Source organism: Phenylobacterium sp., assembly GCF_030651185.1.
Classification (GTDB): domain Bacteria; phylum Pseudomonadota; class Alphaproteobacteria; order Caulobacterales; family Caulobacteraceae; genus Phenylobacterium.
Map to the genome: position 1 here is coordinate 15,216 of NZ_JAUSCJ010000015.1, position 17,223 is coordinate 32,438.

The window sequence follows — 17,223 nt, forward strand, 5'->3', positions numbered from 1 at the left end:
AAGAGCCGTGAGTTTCAGCGACAAGGCCGCCATCGTTGGCATCGGCGAGACCGAATACGTCAAAGGCTCGGAACGCACCGCCGTGGACCTGATGCTGGAGGCGGCCCGCAAGGCCATCGCCGACGCGGGGCTCAAGCCCTCGCAGATTGACGGGATGGTGCCGCCTCCGATCTACACATCGTCCGAGGAGCTTGCCGCCAACCTTGGTGTCGATGTGCTGCGGTACGCCTCCACCGTGCATATGGGTGGAGCTAGCCCCACCACAGCGCTGCAGAACGCCGCAACGGCCGTTGCTGCCGGCGTCGCCGACAACGTCCTCGTGGTGCTGGGGTGGAATGGCTACTCCGCGCTTCGTCCAAAGCCGGGCCGGCCGCCGCAGCGGGCCATGAACATGAACACGCTGACCCGCACCATCCAGGGTTTCTACATGCCCTACGGCGTGATGATGCCGGCACAAATGTATTCCTGGATCGCGATGCGCCACAAGCACCTCTACGGGGTGCCCGACGAGGCGATGGGCGAGGTGGCCCTGGCCTGCCGTGCGCACGCCCAGCTCAACCCACGGGCCGTGACCTATGGCCAACCTCTGGACATGGACGCCTACCTGGGCGCGCGGTGGATTTCCGAGCCCTTCCGTCTGTACGACTGCTGCCTCGAGACGGATGGCGCCTGCGCGGTTGTGGTCACCAGCGCCGAGCGGGCGCGCGACATGCCGCACCGGCCCGTGCTGATCGCCGGCGCAGCGGAAGGCCACCCCTATCCAGCAGATGACATTCCCTCCCGGCCCGACATGCTCAAGATCGGCCTGTCCTACGCCGCGCCCCGAGCCTTCGAGATGGCCGGCGTCACCGCCCGCGACATGGACTTCCTGCAGGTCTACGACTGCTTCACCTATGTCGTGCTGCTGCAGCTGGAAGCGCTGGGGTTCAGCGCGCCCGGCGGCATCTACGACTTTGTGAAAGACGGCCAGATCCAGCTCGGCGGTCGCTATCCCCTGAACACCCATGGCGGTCTGCTTAGCGAAGCCCACGTCTGGGGACTCAATCATGTGCTGGAAGCCGTGCGCCAACTTCGCGGCGACGCCGGTGCGCGACAGGTGCCGGGGGCCAGTATCGGCCTGGTCACCGGATGGGGCGATCTCGGTGACGGCAGTCTGGCGATCTTGAGGAACTGACACCCATGCAACCTCCCACCGTTCCCGCGCCGCTTCCCAGGACCCAGGATCCCATGGACGAGGCCTTCTGGCAGCAATGCCAGGATGGGCGGCTGCGATTCCAGCGTTGTTCGGGCTGCGGCGCCTGGCGGTTCCTCCCGCGCTACATGTGCGCGCGGTGCGGGTCTCCAGATTTCGCCTGGACGCCCGTCCGCGGGACCGGCAGCCTCTATTCGTGGACCGTCACCCATCAGGCGCTTCACCCCGCCTTCGCCGCGGAAATCCCCTATGTCGCTGCGCTGGTGGAGCTCGACGAAGGCGTGCGGATGGCGAGCCGGTTGCTGAACTGCGACCGCCACGCATTGAAACTGGGCATCCCCGTCGAACTGGTCTTCCGAGAGCTTGGAGACGGTTTCCGCCTGCCTTGCTTCCAGCCATCCGAACAGGTCGCGCCATGAGCTGCGCCCCACGGAAGCGCCACGATCCTTTCGAAAGGACAGGCTGATGGATCTCACCTACAGCGCCGAACACCAGGCTTTTCGGCGCGAAGTGCTCGACTTTCTTGAGGCCCACCGCCATGCCGCCCCCAAGGGCGGCGGGGCTGCGCAGCGGCCCTCAGCAGAAGCGGTAGCCTGGCAGAAACTGTTGATCGCCCATGGTTACGCCGCGCGGACCATCCCGAAGGAATATGGAGGGTATGGGGCCGCGCCGGACATCCTGAAGTCCCGCATCATCGGCGAGGAATTCGCCCGTGCCGGCGTCCCACCGGGGCTACAGAGCCAGGGCATTTCGATGCTGGTTCCGACGCTGTTGGAACTGGGGACGGAAGATCAGAAGCGCCAGTGGATCGGGCCGACGATCCACGGCGAGGTTATCTGGTGTCAGGGATACTCCGAGCCGGGCTCGGGGTCCGACCTCGCCAGCCTTCAGACGCGCGCAACGGAGGATGGCGACGACTTCGTCATTAATGGCCAGAAGATCTGGACCAGCACGGCCCGCGAGGCTGACATGATCTTCTGCCTCGTGCGCACCGAGCCGGACAAGGGAAAGCACGACGGAATCAGCTATCTGATCTTTTCGATGAAAACGCTGGGGATCGAGGTTCGCCCCCTGGTGACCATGACCGGGCACGCCGAGTTCAACGAGACCTTCTTCACCGACGTGCGCGTCCCGAAGTCCCAGATCGTGGGAAAGCGCGGGCAGGGCTGGTTCGTCGCCAACGCCACCCTCAAGCACGAACGCGGAATGCTGGGGGACCCGGGCCAGCTCGAAAGCCGCTTCCTTGCCTTGGCGGAGCTGATGCGGACTGAGACAGCAGGCGATGGCCGGATCATGGACAACCCGATCCTGCGAGATCGTCTGCTGCGGCTGCAGGCGGAACTCGCGGCGATGAAATTCAATGGGCTTCGCGTGCTGAGCGCCTCGGCGAACGGCGGCGAAGCGGGGCTCGCGCGGCTGATCGTCAAGCTACAGTCCTGCGAGCTGGCCCACCAGATATCGGCGCTGGCGATCGACGCCCTTGGCGAGCTCGGCGTGCTCTACGACGGCAGCCCGCACCTGCGCTCCCACGGCAGCTGGCAGCAGGCCTACATGTTCCAGCTTGGCCTGATCATCGGCGGTGGCACCGCGCAGATCCAGAAGAACATCATCGCCGAACGGGGGCTCGGCATGCCGCGTGAGCCGAAGCCCACCACGGAAGGGAGCCGCTCCTAATGGAATTCGGTCTTTCGAGCGAGCAGCGCATGCTGCAGGACGCCGTGGCCCGTTATCTCGCGGAGCAATCCCCGCTGCGCCATGTGCGAGATATCGCCGCCGCCGCGAAGCCCTGCAGCCCCGATGTCGCGGCGGGCCTGGCGGATCTCGGCGTGCCGGGGGTTATCATCCCCGCGGAATTCGGCGGGATGGGCCTTGGCCTGCTGGAAGCGGCGCTGGTGGCCGAAACGCTCGGCTTCAGCGTCGCGCCGGCGCATTTCGCGGGCGCGCATGTGATGGCGCCGCTGGCGATCCTGCTCGGCGGGTCGGACAGCCAACAGCAGGCGTGGCTGCCGCAGCTGGCGACCGGGGCGGCGAGGGCGGCCGTCGCAGTCAGCCAAGCCGTGGAGGTCCGGGACGGGGTCGGGGTTGTCGCCAGGGACGGGTGGCTGGACGGGACAGCATTGTTCGTGCTCGACGCTGCGGACGCCGACCTGTTCGTGGTGGCGGACACCACCGGCGCATTGCACCTGGTCGCAGCCGACGCGCCCGGTCTCACGCAGATTCCGCTGACGACCATCGACAAGACCCGCTCAGTCGGCGAACTCCGGATGACGGGCGTCAAGGCCGATCCGTTGCCCGGCGGCGGCGGCCGGACCACCCGCCGTATCATCGACGCGGGGCGCATTATGCTGGCCGCCGACATCCTGGGCGCCGGCACGGCTATGATCGAACAGGCCGTGGCCTACGCTGGCACGCGCGTGCAGTTTGGCCGGCCGATTGGTTCCTTCCAGGCGGTCAAGCACATGTGCGCCGAGATGGCGGCGGCCCTTGAGCCCTGCCGCTCGCTGGTCTGGTATGCGGCGCACGCCTTTGACCATGCACCTGACGAATCGACCCTGATGGCATGCCACGCAAAATCACACCTCTCCGAGGTCGGCCGGTTCGTCGCGCGGACCTCCACCGAAGTGCACGGCGGCATGGGCTTCACCGACCTCGCCGGGCTCCACTACTGGTTCAAGCGCATCGGTCTGGATCGCCAGCTGCTCGGAGGGCCGGAGCTCGTCCGCAACGAGGCCGCCCGCGTTCAGGGCTGGATCGCCGCTTAGGAAGCATGCCCATGACCTGGAATTTCGGCGATATCCTCGACGCCCTCCCGAAGGCCCTCCCGGCGGACGCGCCGGCCTTCATTCATGGGGATCGAACGATCACCTGGGGGGAGACGTCGCGTCGGTCGAACAATCTTGCGCGCGCGATCCTCGCCAGGGGCGCGAAGCCGGGCGACAAGGTGGCGTTCTATATGCGCAACCGCCCAGAGTACGGCGAGGCCCTGGCCGCCTGCTTCAAGGGCCGCCTGACGCACGTGAACGTCAACTACCGCTACAAGCCCGACGAGGTGTTCTACATCTTCGACGACTCGGATGCGCAGACCATCATCTACGGCTCCGAGTTTCGCGACACAGTCCTCCAGCTGAAGGGCCGGCTGTCCAAGGTCGCCACGTTCATTGAGATCGGCGAAGACGATCCGCCGGCGCACTTCTCGGAGCGATATGAAGACCTCGCCGCGACCGGCGGGGGCGCGCCCTTGGGGATCGAGCGGTCTCCAGACGACCTTCTGTTCATCTATACGGGCGGTACGACGGGCATGCCCAAGGGGGTCATGTGGCGCCATGAGGACATGCGTGAGGCCCAGCTCGACGCGGTGCGGCGGCTCGGGCTGGCACCGGAAACCCTGGACGCGCATCTGGACTTGGTTCGCGCCGCGGGACCGGGAAGCCGAACCCTCCCGGCCTGCCCGATGATGCATGGAACCGGTCTCATCACCGCGATCGGCTGCATGATGAACGGCGGCTGCGTGGTCACCCTTCAGAACCCGTCGTTCGACGCCGACGAACTCTGGTCGGCCGTCGCGCGCCACCGCGTGCAGTCCATCGCCCTGGTGGGCGACGCCTTCGCCAAGCCGATGCTCAAGGCGCTGGACGAGCAGCCTGGGCGCCACGACACCTCGAGCCTGGTCTCCGTGGTCTCCTCCGGCGTGATGTGGAGCCGCGAGGTCAAGGCCGGCCTGTTGCGCCATATTCCGCAAGTCGTGCTGATGGATTCCTTCGGCGCTTCAGAGGCGCTCGGCTTCGGCTCTTCGGCCATGACCAAGGACGGTGAGGTCAGGACTGCGACGTTCCAGATCGGTCCCCGGTGCAAGGTTTTCGACGAGGACGAGAGCCTTGTGGAGCCCGGCAGCGGCAAGGCCGGGATCATCGCCATCGGCGGCCCGATTCCTCTGGGCTACTACAAGGATCCGGAAAAGACCGCCAAGACCTTTCGCACCATCGCGGGCCAACGGTACTCGATCCCAGGAGACTGGTGCACTGTCGAGATCGATGGGGCCATGACGCTGCTGGGACGGGGCAGCGCCTGCATCAACACCGCTGGCGAGAAGGTCTATCCCGAGGAGGTCGAGGAGGCCCTCAAGACCCACCCGATCATCGAGGACGCGCTCGTGGTCGGCGTTCCAGACGACAAATGGGGCCAGGCCGTCACGGGCGTGGTGGTGGTGGCGAGCGGAGTTGCATTCGACGAGGACGATGTACGTCGGCACGTGCGCGCCAGCTTGGCCGGCTACAAGACCCCCAAGCGTGTCCTCGTGACCCAGGTCCCGTTGCGGGCTTCGAACGGCAAGGCCGATTACAAGACGGTCACCGAGTTCGCTCGCAGAAATTTAGGACTAGCGTGAGACCATGAACACCGAACCCGCCGTGCGGCCAGAAACCCAACCGATCGAGGAACTGGATGTCCTTGTGGTCGGGGCCGGTTTCACCGGCCTTTACCAGCTCCACCGCCTGCGCCAACTGGGGTTCTCGGTGCGCCTTTTCGAGGCCGGCGCCGACCTGGGCGGTATCTGGTACTGGAACTGCTATCCTGGCGCCCGCGTCGACACCCACGTGCCGATGTACGAGTTCTCCAGCGAGGATCTCTGGCGCGACTGGACCTGGACCGAGCGATTCCCAGCCTGGGACGAGCTGCGTCGCTATTTCCATTACGTCGATCAGAAGCTCGATCTGAGCCGGGATATCCGCTTCAACACCCGTGTCGAGGGCGCCGAGTTCGACGCCGGGCGCGACCAGTGGATCGTGACGACGCAGGACGGCGGCGGCGTCCGCGCCCGCTTCCTGGTGCTCTGCACCGGGTTCGCCGCCAAGCCCTATGTGCCGCAGATCGAGGGGCTCGACCGCTTCGCCGGTGAAATACACCACACCGCCTGGTGGCCGCAAGGCGGCCTCGACATGACGGGCAAGCGCGTGGGCGTAATCGGCACCGGTGCGAGCGGCGTGCAGGTGGTGCAGGAGGCTGCGCCCGTGGCCGCGCAACTGACGGTCTTCCAGCGCACGCCGATCCTGGCGCTGGCGATGCAGCAGCGCAACCTGGACGAAGCGACCCAGGCCGACATGAAACGCGACTATCCCGCGCGATTCGCGCGGCGGCGCGAAAGCTTCGGCGGCTTCGACTTCCACGCGAGCGGAAAGTCCGCGCTGGAGGTCTCTCCGGAAGAACGGCAGGACATCTATGAGGCGAGTTGGGCGGCCGGAGGATTTAGTTTCTGGGCCTCGACCTTCTACGACGTGATGATGAACCTCGAGGCCAATCGCACCGCCTACGACTTCTGGCGCGAGAAGGTGCAGAAGCGGATCCGCGATCCGAAGCTCGCCGAAAAGCTTGCCCCGAAGCAGCCGCCGCACCCGTTCGGGGTCAAGCGCCCGTCCCTTGAGCAGACCTACTACGACGTCTTCAACCAGGACAACGTCGAGTTGGTGGACCTGAAGGAAACGCCGATCCTGGAGGTCACCCTCGGCGGCGTAAAGACCGCAGAGCGGGAGTACGAGCTCGATCTCCTGGTTCTTGCCACCGGCTTCGATGCCGTGACCGGCGGCCTGACGCAGATCGACATCCGCGGTGTCGAGGGGCTCACGCTCAAGGAGAAGTGGGCCAAGGGCGCGCGAACTCATCTGGGCATGGCCAGCGCTGGCTTTCCCAACCTGCTGTTCCTCTACGGGCCGCAGAGCCCCTCGGGGTTCTGCAATGGCCCGACCTGCGCCGAACTGCAGGGCGACTGGGTGGTCGAATTCCTGGGACGCATGCGCGACGCGGGCGTCAGCCGGTTCGAGGCGACCACCACCGCCGAACAGACCTGGAAGGACCATGTCGAGGCGGTTGGCGCCATGACGCTCTTTCCCCTGGCTGACTCCTGGTACATGGGTGCTAATATTCCGGGTAAGCCACGGGAATTATTAAATTATCCGGGCGGCGTTCCACTGTACCTGCAGATGTGTCAGGCCAGCGCCGACAAGGGTTATGAGGGGTTTGTCCTAGGGACCTGAGGCGCCCGTCATCTTGATTGACGGGATAAGCAAGAGATGGAGAATTCAATGAGCGACGGCGCGATCGATCTGAGGGCCGAGGCCCGCGCAAAGGCCTACGCAATGCCGTTGGAAGACATCAACCTCGCCGACCCCGAGCTCTGGCGCGCCGACACGGTGTGGCCATACTTGGAGCGGTTGCGCAAGGAGGACCCGGTTCATCTGCACCCGGCGCATCACCACCCGGACGGTGCCTTCTGGTCCATTACAAAGTATGCCGACATCATGGCCGTCGATATCAACCACGAGGTGTTCTCGTCGGAGCCATCGATCACGATCTTCGACCCAAAAGAAGACTTCACGCTTCCGATGTTCATCGCGATGGATCCGCCCAAGCACGACGTCCAGCGCAAGACCGTCAGCCCGATTGTCTCGCCGGCCAACCTCCACCTGATGGAGCCGTTGATCCGCAGCCGCATCACCAAGACCCTGGACGAACTGCCGATCGGCGAGCCCTTCGACTGGGTCGATCGGGTTTCCATCGAACTCACTACCCAGATGCTGGCCACCTTGTTCGACTTTCCCTGGGATGAACGGCGCAAGCTGACCCGCTGGTCGGACATCGCCACCGCGGGACCTGAATCCGGCCTGTTCGTCACGGAGGATTACGAGACCGAGCGCAGGACGGAGCTGTTCGGCTGCGTTGACTACTTCACGCGGCTCTGGAATGAGCGGGTCAACGCCCCACCTAAGGGCGATCTGATCTCCATGCTGGCGCACGGCGAGGCCACGCGAAACATGGACCGGATGGAGTACCTCGGGAATCTGCTCCTGCTGATCATCGGTGGCAATGACACCACCCGCAATACGATGACGGGCTCGATCCTAGCGATGAACCAGAACCCCGATCAGCTGCGAAAGCTGCACGAGAATCCCAGCCTGATTCCCTCCATGGTCTCCGAGACCATTCGCTGGCAGACCCCGCTCTCCAACATGCGGCGCACCGCCACCCAGGATTTCGAGCTTGGCGGCAAGCTCATCAGGAAGGGCGACAAGGTGCTGATCTGGTACGCCTCAGGCAACCGGGACGAGGAGGCGATCGAGAACCCTGAAGCTTACATCATCGACCGAGAGCGGCCGCGCAACCACCTGTCCTTCGGCTTTGGAATTCACCGCTGCGTGGGCAACCGTCTGGCCGAGCTGCAGCTACGGATTCTCTGGGAAGAGATCCTGCCTCGTTTTCCTGAGATCCTAGTGCTTGAGGACCCACAGCGCGTGCCGTCGGTCTTGATCCGGGGTTATTCGTCCATGCCGGTCATGATCCCCGCGCGTTCCTGAAGCCCCCCTTCAGCACCAAGTAGACTGCGAACCGTGCGCGGAAAGACTCAGGTCGCACAGAATTCTACGTTCTGCGCGGCGTCGCAGGACGCCTCCCCAAATGGATTTTCGCCGCGAATCAGCGGCTGGAGAAAAGCAAGTGGCCAAGATCACCTATTGTGAGCATGACGGGGTCGAGCACGTCGTTGACGTGAAGCCTGGGCTGTCGGTCATGGAAGGCGCCGTGAAGAACAGCATTCCGGGCATCGACGCCGACTGCGGCGGCGCCAGTGCCTGCGCCACATGTCACGTCTACGTGGACGCAGAGTGGACAAGCAAGACCGGCCCCAAAACGCCCATGGAGGTGTCCATGCTCGAATTCGCGGAAGGTGTGGCTGAGAACAGTCGACTCGCCTGCCAAATCAAGGTCACAGACGAACTCGACGGGTTGGTCGTACGGATGCCACAGAGCCAGCATTAGATATTCAGTCCCAGGCTTTATGGTGCATTATTTTCCGATGGCCGGAAGGATGCGCTATCTGACAGGCTCTTCACGGGAAGAGCCACAACGATAGCGGCGGTCCGTCGAGCGGTACAGCATAGCCAAGAGAGCCTGAGGGCCCTTTCGACGCGGCACGGGATCAACCCGAAGACCGGGGTCAAGTGGAAGAAGCGGGCCTCGACTGAGGGTCTGAGTCCAGGGCCGAAGGATCCAAAGTCGACCGTGCTGGTGATCGAGGAGGAGGCGATCATTGCCGCCTTCTGGAGGCACACGCTGCTGCCGTTGGACGACTGCTTGTATGCCCTGCAGCCAACCATCGTAGATCGGCGTTGTGGATGACCCGATCGAGGATGGCGTCAGCCAGGGTCGGATTGCCGATGATTTCGTACCAGCGGCCGATTGGGACCTGGGTGGTGATCAGGACGGAGCCGCGGTTGTATCGGTCTTCGACGATCTCTAGGAGGTCGCGACGCTGATCGGCGTTGAGGCTCTCTGGACCCCAGTCGTCCAAGATCAGCAGATCGGCGCTCGACAGGGCGCGCAGCATCTTGGGATAGCGGCCGTCGGCGCGGCCGAGCGCCAGGGCGGCGAAGAGCCTGCCTGCCATCCGCCCCACAGAGTTCAACTACCCCGTCGACATTCAGGGCAAGTGGCACGGCAATCGCTATCGTTTCATCCGCCGCTATCGCGCTATCGATCGGGGTTTCCAGAGAACCTCGGCGAGGAATTCGACGCCCCCTTCGTCCGCTTGGATTGGCTCAGCCGCGACCGCTTCAACATTCAGTGGCATCGGCACACCCGGACCTGGTTCTGCCTGCACCGCGGCAAATCACTCGCCCACGCTCTCAAGCTGATCGAAACGGACGGCATCTTGCACCGCTTCAAACGAAACAGGTGCCCGATACAGAATCACAACCGATTCAAGATTTTCCCGCACCATTATCCAAAAGAGTCAGCGACTTATGGGTGATTGAAAGCTACGCCGGATGGGTACCGAGCTTCTGGCGCGGTTCGATGTGCATCTTTTTCTCCTGGGGGCGACCGCCCGAATGTCCCCAATCCGAAGCCTTGACCCAGTCTGCTATATATGTGTTTTTGTTTGCCTCATATGTGTCAGGGAAGGGTCGCGCGGACGGGCTACCAAATTCGCCATTGATGGAACCCGGCCAGCCTAGCGATGGGCTAGTCAAGAAGCAGAAATCGTGGGTCGAAGGCAGTCCCTTCGCCGTGCTGTGGCCCTAGTGGCCGACTGAGTTGGGGGCGGGACGTGAGCATTCGAGGCAAGGCCTTTGTCGCAGGTATCTATGAGCATCCCTGCAGGGGAGCGGCGAACAAGACGCTCGCGCAACTACATGCCGAAATTGCGAAGGGGGCGATCGATGACGCCGGGCTGAGCATGGGTGATGTGGACGCGTACTTCTGCGCCGGCGATGCGCCTGGCCTGGGTCCGCTCAACATGATCGAGTACCTCGGCCTGCAGAACGTACGGCACATGGACAGCACCGAAACCGGCGGGTCCTCCTATCTGGTCCATGTCAATCATGCGGCGCAGGCGATCGCGGCCGGGCACTGCAACATCGCGCTCATCACGCTAGCGGGCCGCCCCTTAGCGGACGCAAAGGAGGGCAAGTCAGGCGGGTTTCACAATACCGAAGCGCCGGATTTTCCGTTCGAGGCGCCGTTCGGCGCAAATGTGGCCAACATGTATGCGATGTGCGCCAAGCGCCACATGCACGAGTTCGGAACAACGTCCGAGCAACTAGCCTGGATCAAGGTCGCGGCCTCCCATCATGCTCAGTACAATGAGAACGCCAGGCTACGAAACATAGTGACGGTCGACGAAGTCTTGGCCTCTCCGATGATCGCGGATCCGCTTCATCGGCTCGATTGCTGCGTGATTACCGACGGCGGGGGAGGCTTGGTCGTCGTCAGCGAAGCCGTAGCCAGAGGGTTGCGACGCCCTCTGGTCAAGGTTCTGGGCGCCGGCGAGGCGCCCAAGCATCTCTCGGCGGGACGGGTCGATCTGACGTTTTCTGGCGCGCGCTGGTCGGGGCCGAAGGCCTTCGAAGAGGCGGGCGTGACGGCGAAGGACATCAAATACGCATCAATCTACGACTCGTTCACGATCACGGTGCTCGAGACCATTGAGGATCTCGGATTCTGCGAAAAAGGGGCGGGGGGGCGGTTCGTCTCCGACGGCAACCTCATTTCCGGGGTTGGGCGCTTGCCGTTCAACACCGACGGAGGTGGGCTATGCAACAACCACCCGGGCAACCGTGGCGGCATGACAAAAGTCATCGAAGCGGTTCGTCAGGTACGGGGCGTGGCCCATCCTCGCGTCCAGGTGCCCGACTGTGACATCGCCCTGGCGCACGGGACCGGGGGGCTTCTTGGCTCCCGCATGGGAAGCGCGACCCTTATTCTCGGAAACCAAGACGCATGAGCAATCTGAACGAAATCAAGCGCCGCGTCGTTACGAACGTCGAGAACAAGCCGTTCTGGGAGGCGGCGGGACAAGGCCGGCTCATGGTCGGGTTTTGCAATGCCTGCGGCGAAAACCATTACTACCCGCGCTCGATATGCCCAATTTGCTATTCAACTGACACCGAGCTCAAGGAAACGTCGGGCCTCGGTCAAATCTACAGTTTCTCCGTCACACGCCAGGCGGACCCGCCACACATCATCGCCTACGTGACCCTGAATGAGGGCGTTACGATGCTGACCAACATCGTTGACTGCGATGCCGGCACGCTTCGTATCGGGCAGAGGGTGCGTGTTCATTTTGTCGAGGCCGAAGACGGCTGCGCGATTCCGATGTTCTCCCCTCTATGACCGCCTCTCCGAATCGAAAGCGGCTTCAGCCCCGATGGGGTATGGCGCGACTATCTCAGATCGCTCCCCAATCCAATTAGCCGTTGCTCGGCTTCAGGTTAGACGGTGTGACCCATGCTTAGGATGACGTTCGAGGACGCTGCGGCCAAAGGCATGGTTGTCGCTTGGCACGCCGCTCGCGAGCCAGACCGACTTGCGATTTCGTCCGAACAAGGCGACCGCACATTTTCGGAGTTGAACGCACAAGCTAATCGTCTCGTCGAGTTGCTGCGGGGCGCCGGCTTAGTGCCCGGCGATGGGGTGGCGCTTCTCTGCGTTAACCGACCAGAATTCGTCGAAACGGTCATGGCCTGCCAACGCGCCGGCTTCCGACTAACGCCGGTCAACTGGCACCTTACTGCCGACGAAGTCGCGTATATCGTCGAGAACTGTGAGGCTAAGGCCTTCGTCGCTGACGCACGACTCACGGTAGCAGCCATCCAAGCGGCCTCCGCAACGTCTGGTCTGCGCGTCAAGCTCGCGGTGGGCGGGCCGATCAAGGGTTTCGCGTCATACGACACGTTGATGGCGCACGAATCCGGCGAAAATGTTCCAAATCCCATTCTGGGCAGTCAGATGCTCTACACTTCGGGTACGACGGGGCATCCTAAGGGAGTCTATCGGGGCAGCGCGCCACCAGCTTCCTCTCTTTTTGCAAAAATGGTCGAGACAGCGCAGTTTAATGGCGCACACGACGTTTCGGTGGTGACCGGACCGCTCTATCACGCCGCACCTCTGAGCCTGAATCTCCTGCTCCCGCTCTCCGCGGGGGTTCACACGTTACTGATGGACAAATGGGATGCGGAGGCAATGCTCCGTTTAGTCGATCAGCATCGCATCACCCATACCCACATCGTGCCGACGATGCTCAATCGGCTCCTCCACCTCACCCCCGACATCCGCTCGAAATATGATGTTTCATCACTGCGCTGGGTGCTTCACGGCGCGGCTCCATGTCCGGTGCATGTGAAGCAGGCGGCGCTCGAATGGCTAGGGCCCGTTGTTTTCGAATACTATGGCGCAACCGAAGGCGGCGGGGTGTTCATCGAGCCGGCCGAGTGGCTGAACAAACCTGGCTCTGTAGGCAGGCCCACTGCGGGGGTCGTCATGCAGATTCAGGATGAGAATGGTAAGGAATTGCCGCAGGGCGATGTTGGAACCGTCTATTTCGAGGCGCCTGCAACAGGGAGGTTCGAGTACTTCAAAGCTCCGGAGAAGACTGCAGGCGTCTACCGTGGAGCGTTCTACACGATGGGCGATCTGGGCTACGTGGACGAGGATGGATTTCTCTTTCTGACCGGCCGCAGCGCCGAGGTAATCATCTCTGGCGGAGTGAATATCTATCCATCGGAAATCGATCAGGAGGTCCTCCAACACCCGGCGGTCAAGGATGTGGCGACGGTGGGCGTGCCTAACCCGGACTGGGGTGAAGAAGTCAAGGCCGTGGTTCAACTCAACCAAGGATACGAACCCAACGAGGCGCTGGCCAAGGAAATACTGGATTTCGCGGCAGCGCGCCTCGCCACTTACAAACGCCCGCGCACCGTCGATTTCGCCGATGATCTTCCGCGGCTTGAGACCGGCAAGATCGTGCGACGAACGGTCCGCGACAGATACTGGCAGGGCGAGAAGAAGATCTAAATCCAACGAAACAAGGATCTAGGAATGGCTGGATTGTGCGAGGGGCGCGTCGTCATTGTGACGGGTGGGGCGAGGGGTATCGGGCGGGAGCACTGCCTGGAGTTCGCCCGCCAAGGCGCCAGGATTGTGGTGAATGATCTCGGTAGCGAGCGGACTGGCGAGGGCCGATCGAGCGAACCCGCCGAGGCTCTGGCGGCGGAAATCAGGGCGATGGGTGGAGAGGCGGTCGCCAATGGCGACGACGTATCGGACTGGGAGGGCGCCAAACGGATGATCGATCAGGCGACCGCGACTTTTGGCGGCCTCGATGTTCTCGTGGGCAACGCTGGCATTTTGCGCGATCGCATGCTGGCCAACATGGCGATCGACGAATGGGATGCGGTCATCAAGGTTCATCTTCGCGGCACTTTTTGTCCAGCTCGCCACGCCGCTGATTATTGGCGGGCGCGCGCCAAGGAAGGCAATCCAGTCGACGCTCGGATCATCAATACTACTTCTGTTTCCGGGTTACTGGGCAATCAGGGGCAATGCAACTATGGCGCGGCCAAGGCGGGCATCGCCGCCTTTACGATTACCGCGGCGATGGAGCTCGCGCGCTACGGGGTCACGGTGAACGCGATCTCGCCGGGGGCGCTTACCCGGATGACGGAAGATCTTGGTTACGGCGTCGAGGTGCCTGCGGGTGAGTGGAACCCCCGTGATCCGGCCAATATCGCACCGATCGTCGTCTGGCTCGGGAGCAGCGAGTCGAAGGACGTGACGGGCCAGGTCTTCGAATCCACGGGGGGGCGGCTGACAGTCTTCGAGCGCTGGCATCGCGGGCCGGCAATAAATCCGAAGCGGCGTTTCGACCCGAACGAACTCGGCCCAATCGTCAAGGACCTCATCAGCAAGTCGAGACAGCCGGATGCGATTGGCGGTTGAGGCGGTTCCCAATCAGGCAAGGCGGACCACCGATTCAGGTCCGCTGGTTCCCAACGGCGATCTAAGACGAAAAGGGGCGGGCGACCGAATGACTCGAATGCTGATAGTGAAAGAAAATCCCTTTAGGACTCGGCGTTCGCTGCCCGAGCGCACAACCATCATCGGTGGACTCTTCAATACTGTAGCTTTCCGAGAAGGGAAGGGCCATATCCGCCAGGTATTCCAGAGCAAGATTGTCTCTAAAACGATGGCGTTATTGTTCGCACATCCCGGCTCAAGGCTTATCGACTATGGTCGTGCAATATTGATATTTGGTAAGCGTTGGAGTTCGTGCCATTAGCCTGCAGGTGGACTACATTATCGTGGGTGCGGGATCGGCAGGATGCGTCCTCGCCAATCGTCTTACCGCTGACGGCAAGACGCGCGTGCTTCTATTGGAAGCAGGCGGCGACGACCGGCCGATGCATAACCCCTCACAATTCTTATCGAATGTGATGATCCATGTGCCTGTGGGTTACTCGCAGACGTTAAAGGATCCGAAGGTCAACTGGCTCTACCAAACCGAACCCGATCCCGGCTCGGGCGGGCGTCAGCATGCCTGGCCGCGTGGCAAGGTGTTGGGCGGCTCATCCTCAATCAACGCGATGCTCTACATTCGCGGCCAGCGGGAAGATTATGATGGCTGGCGGCAGCTCGGATGCGAAGGCTGGTCCTATGATGATGTGAAGCCGTATTTTCTGCGTTCGCAGCATCAGGAGCGCGGAGCGGACGATTGGAACGCCACGGGTGGCCCCCTAAACGTCTCCGACATGCGCGACGGCCATCCTGTGTCGGACGCCGTCATAGATGCATGTGTGCAGGCGGGCCTGCCGCGTCTAGAGGATCTGAACGCCGCTCAGCAGGAAGGGGCGACTTGGTTCCAGGTGACAATGAAGAACGGCCGGCGCTGGTCCGCCGCGGTCGCATATCTACATCCGGTTCTGAAGCGATCGAACCTTGTCGTTGAAACCGGTTCCCTCGCCACCCGGGTCCTCTTCCGGGAGAAGCGCGCGGTCGGCGTCGAGTTCATCCAGAACGGTATGCGACGGACGGCGACAGCCAATGCCGAGGTGATCCTGGCCGGCGGCGCGGTCAATTCGCCCCAACTCCTACAGCTTTCTGGCGTCGGTCCTGCGGCCCTTCTGCAAGAGCACGGAATTCCCGTGGTGGCGGACGTTCCGGGCGTAGGCGAAAACCTGCAGGATCACTACGTGGTCGGCCTGCGTTACCGGTTGAAGAAGGGGGTCCTCTCCGTCAATGAGATGTCTAAAGGTCGGCGACTCGTGGGGGAGGCCCTGAAGTACGCCTTCTTGAGGCGGGGGCTTCTGACGCTGTCGGCTGCGCATATCGCCGCCTTCGTCAAATCGCGGCCTGATCTCTCTACACCTGACATCCAGTTCCATATCTTGCCTGCCACCATGGACGCAGAAAAGCTCGCCACCCAGCAGAAGATGGAACTTGAAGGTGAGCCAGGCCTCACCATCGCTCCCTGCCAACTGCGCCCTGAAAGCCGTGGCACGATCCGCATCAAGTCGGCCGACTCCAGCGTTTACCCAGCTATCGCGCCCAACTATTTGGCCGATCCGCTCGACCAGGAGGTCGCTATTGCAGGCCTTAAGTGGGCGCGCAAGATTGCGAGCCAACCGGCTCTTACTCGCTACATCGACCATGAGATGAACCCAGGTCCGGGCTTCGAGACTGATGACATGTTGCTGACTTATGCCCGGATGGGCGGCACCACCATCTACCACCCGGTCGGCACATGCATGATGGGCAGTGGGCCTATGGCTGTGGTCGATCCGCAGCTCCGAGTGCGAGGCGTCGAGGCGCTGCGTGTCGTAGACGCTTCGGTAATGCCGCGCCTCGTTTCAGGCAACACCAACGCACCGACGATGATGATCGCTGAAAAGGCTTCGGACATGATCCTCGGGAAGGCGATGGCGGCAAGAGAGATATGAAGAACGATGAAGACAGATACACGATACACGCTTGTCCTCGACGTTGATGACCGTTCCAATCCTGGGCCGTAACTCCGTAAGCCGAGATGTGTCTGAGGCTTGGCTGACCTATTGATGAGACGGGAGGGTCGGGCCGTCGGACCCCTCAACCCTGGAGTTACTCTTTCCCATCTCGCTTGACGTCTTCCCGGCCTTCCCGGGAAGACCCGCGCAAGCTGACACCATGATCAGATGTCGCAACGGCGACCGGGCTCTGGCCTGTTCATAACCGACGATCAGGAGATTAGGGTAAGACCGTATGTCCGCTGAGCCATCGCACTGACCCTCCAGTGGAAATCAGCGCCAGGACGCCATCGGTCTGCATCAGAATTGAGTCAGACCCAGTTTTCCACGCCGATTCACCGCCCCGGAGCTCAATCTGGTGGAGAACCTCTGGCAGTTCATGCGCGAAAACCACCTCTCCAACCGCATCTTCCGCAACTACGAGGACATCGTCGACCACTGCTGCGCCGCCTGGAAAACCATCGCCGACTAGCCCTGGCGCATCATGTCCATCGGCCTCAGAGACTGGGCCCATGGGTACTGATCAGCGCCGGCTGGTATTACATCCTATCGACCGGGCGTTGGGGCGCGGGTCGTGTCCCCGGCCGTGGTGTAGCTCCGCGGCGGTAGCAGCGCCGCTCGCGAAGCGCGCCCCTCATTGGGCGCCGTAGCGAGTGAGCGGGGCTGCGGTGGTCATCCACGATCTTCAGTAGGGTTGGGTTGCGACGCTCA

Annotated in this window: 14 protein-coding genes and 1 pseudogene; 14 read left to right on the forward strand and 1 reads right to left on the reverse strand. The window is 62.6% G+C overall.

The annotated features are described in order from the left end of the window. Positions 1-7: 7 nt before the first annotated feature. The 9 genes and pseudogenes from Q7J39_RS06600 to Q7J39_RS06640 form a co-directional block, all read left to right on the forward strand. Positions 8-1,174: a transporter gene (locus Q7J39_RS06600; protein WP_304821723.1), complete on the forward strand. Its 1,167-nt coding sequence runs from the start codon at positions 8-10 to the stop codon at positions 1,172-1,174. Positions 1,175-1,227: 53 nt separating this feature from the next. After that, complete coding sequence (locus Q7J39_RS06605; protein WP_304821726.1) at positions 1,228-1,611, forward strand: Zn-ribbon domain-containing OB-fold protein; 384 nt, start codon at positions 1,228-1,230, stop codon at positions 1,609-1,611. Positions 1,612-1,657: 46 nt separating this feature from the next. Continuing rightward, positions 1,658-2,866, forward strand: coding sequence for an acyl-CoA dehydrogenase family protein (locus tag Q7J39_RS06610; RefSeq protein WP_304821729.1), 1,209 nt, complete (start codon positions 1,658-1,660; stop codon positions 2,864-2,866). Next, the gene (locus Q7J39_RS06615) at positions 2,866-3,954 is read left to right on the forward strand and encodes an acyl-CoA dehydrogenase family protein (RefSeq protein WP_304821732.1); all 1,089 of its coding nucleotides are present in this window, start codon (positions 2,866-2,868) and stop codon (positions 3,952-3,954) included. Before Q7J39_RS06610 ends, Q7J39_RS06615 begins: the two co-directional genes overlap by 1 nt. A gap of 11 nt (positions 3,955-3,965) precedes the next feature. Continuing rightward, complete coding sequence (locus Q7J39_RS06620) at positions 3,966-5,576, forward strand: acyl-CoA synthetase (protein WP_304821735.1); 1,611 nt, start codon at positions 3,966-3,968, stop codon at positions 5,574-5,576. A 4-nt stretch (positions 5,577-5,580) separates the two neighbouring features. Continuing rightward, on the forward strand, positions 5,581-7,218 hold the full coding sequence (locus Q7J39_RS06625; protein ID WP_304821738.1) for an NAD(P)/FAD-dependent oxidoreductase: 1,638 nt from the start codon (positions 5,581-5,583) through the stop codon (positions 7,216-7,218). 48 nt (positions 7,219-7,266) lie between these two features. Then, complete coding sequence (locus tag Q7J39_RS06630) at positions 7,267-8,535, forward strand: cytochrome P450 (RefSeq protein ID WP_304821741.1); 1,269 nt, start codon at positions 7,267-7,269, stop codon at positions 8,533-8,535. Positions 8,536-8,674: 139 nt separating this feature from the next. Further along, positions 8,675-8,995: a 2Fe-2S iron-sulfur cluster-binding protein gene (locus Q7J39_RS06635; RefSeq protein ID WP_304821744.1), complete on the forward strand. Its 321-nt coding sequence runs from the start codon at positions 8,675-8,677 to the stop codon at positions 8,993-8,995. Between the two features lie 90 nt (positions 8,996-9,085). After that, positions 9,086-9,334, forward strand: a pseudogene (locus tag Q7J39_RS06640) (IS481 family transposase); the annotation flags it as partial. Here the strand turns inward: Q7J39_RS06640 and Q7J39_RS20875 are convergent. Then, positions 9,264-9,623, reverse strand: coding sequence for an ATP-binding protein (locus Q7J39_RS20875; protein ID WP_370690002.1), 360 nt, complete (start codon positions 9,621-9,623; stop codon positions 9,264-9,266). The pseudogene Q7J39_RS06640 and the gene Q7J39_RS20875 sit on opposite strands and share 71 nt — an antisense overlap. Before the next feature lie 660 nt (positions 9,624-10,283). Here Q7J39_RS20875 and Q7J39_RS06650 point away from each other — a divergent pair. The 5 genes from Q7J39_RS06650 to Q7J39_RS06670 all read left to right on the forward strand — a co-directional run bounded on the left by Q7J39_RS06650 (position 10,284) and on the right by Q7J39_RS06670 (position 16,449). Then, on the forward strand, positions 10,284-11,459 hold the full coding sequence (locus Q7J39_RS06650; RefSeq protein WP_304821746.1) for a thiolase domain-containing protein: 1,176 nt from the start codon (positions 10,284-10,286) through the stop codon (positions 11,457-11,459). Further along, entirely contained in the window at positions 11,456-11,848 is a 393-nt protein-coding gene (locus Q7J39_RS06655; RefSeq protein WP_304821750.1) for a Zn-ribbon domain-containing OB-fold protein, read from the forward strand. The genes Q7J39_RS06650 and Q7J39_RS06655 overlap by 4 nt, the downstream gene beginning before the upstream one ends. A 123-nt stretch (positions 11,849-11,971) precedes the next feature. Further along, a complete protein-coding gene (locus tag Q7J39_RS06660) occupies positions 11,972-13,528 on the forward strand; it encodes an AMP-binding protein (protein WP_304821753.1) in 1,557 nt (518 codons plus the stop codon). Positions 13,529-13,552: 24 nt separating this feature from the next. Continuing rightward, on the forward strand, positions 13,553-14,452 hold the full coding sequence (locus Q7J39_RS06665; RefSeq protein WP_304821756.1) for an SDR family oxidoreductase: 900 nt from the start codon (positions 13,553-13,555) through the stop codon (positions 14,450-14,452). A 341-nt stretch (positions 14,453-14,793) separates the two neighbouring features. Continuing rightward, positions 14,794-16,449, forward strand: coding sequence for a GMC family oxidoreductase (locus Q7J39_RS06670; RefSeq protein WP_304821762.1), 1,656 nt, complete (start codon positions 14,794-14,796; stop codon positions 16,447-16,449). Positions 16,450-17,223: the final 774 nt, after the last annotated feature.

Coding starts and splice junctions, on each gene's coding strand:
- Q7J39_RS06625 (WP_304821738.1), top strand. CDS start 5,581: ATGAACACCGAACCCGCCGTGCGGCCAGAAACCCAACCGATCGAGGAA.
- Q7J39_RS06630 (WP_304821741.1), top strand. CDS start 7,267: ATGAGCGACGGCGCGATCGATCTGAGGGCCGAGGCCCGCGCAAAGGCC.
- Q7J39_RS06620 (WP_304821735.1), top strand. CDS start 3,966: ATGACCTGGAATTTCGGCGATATCCTCGACGCCCTCCCGAAGGCCCTC.
- Q7J39_RS06605 (WP_304821726.1), top strand. CDS start 1,228: ATGGACGAGGCCTTCTGGCAGCAATGCCAGGATGGGCGGCTGCGATTC.
- Q7J39_RS06665 (WP_304821756.1), top strand. CDS start 13,553: ATGGCTGGATTGTGCGAGGGGCGCGTCGTCATTGTGACGGGTGGGGCG.
- Q7J39_RS06655 (WP_304821750.1), top strand. CDS start 11,456: ATGAGCAATCTGAACGAAATCAAGCGCCGCGTCGTTACGAACGTCGAG.
- Q7J39_RS06610 (WP_304821729.1), top strand. CDS start 1,658: ATGGATCTCACCTACAGCGCCGAACACCAGGCTTTTCGGCGCGAAGTG.
- Q7J39_RS20875 (WP_370690002.1), bottom strand. CDS start 9,623: ATGGCAGGCAGGCTCTTCGCCGCCCTGGCGCTCGGCCGCGCCGACGGC.
- Q7J39_RS06660 (WP_304821753.1), top strand. CDS start 11,972: ATGACGTTCGAGGACGCTGCGGCCAAAGGCATGGTTGTCGCTTGGCAC.
- Q7J39_RS06615 (WP_304821732.1), top strand. CDS start 2,866: ATGGAATTCGGTCTTTCGAGCGAGCAGCGCATGCTGCAGGACGCCGTG.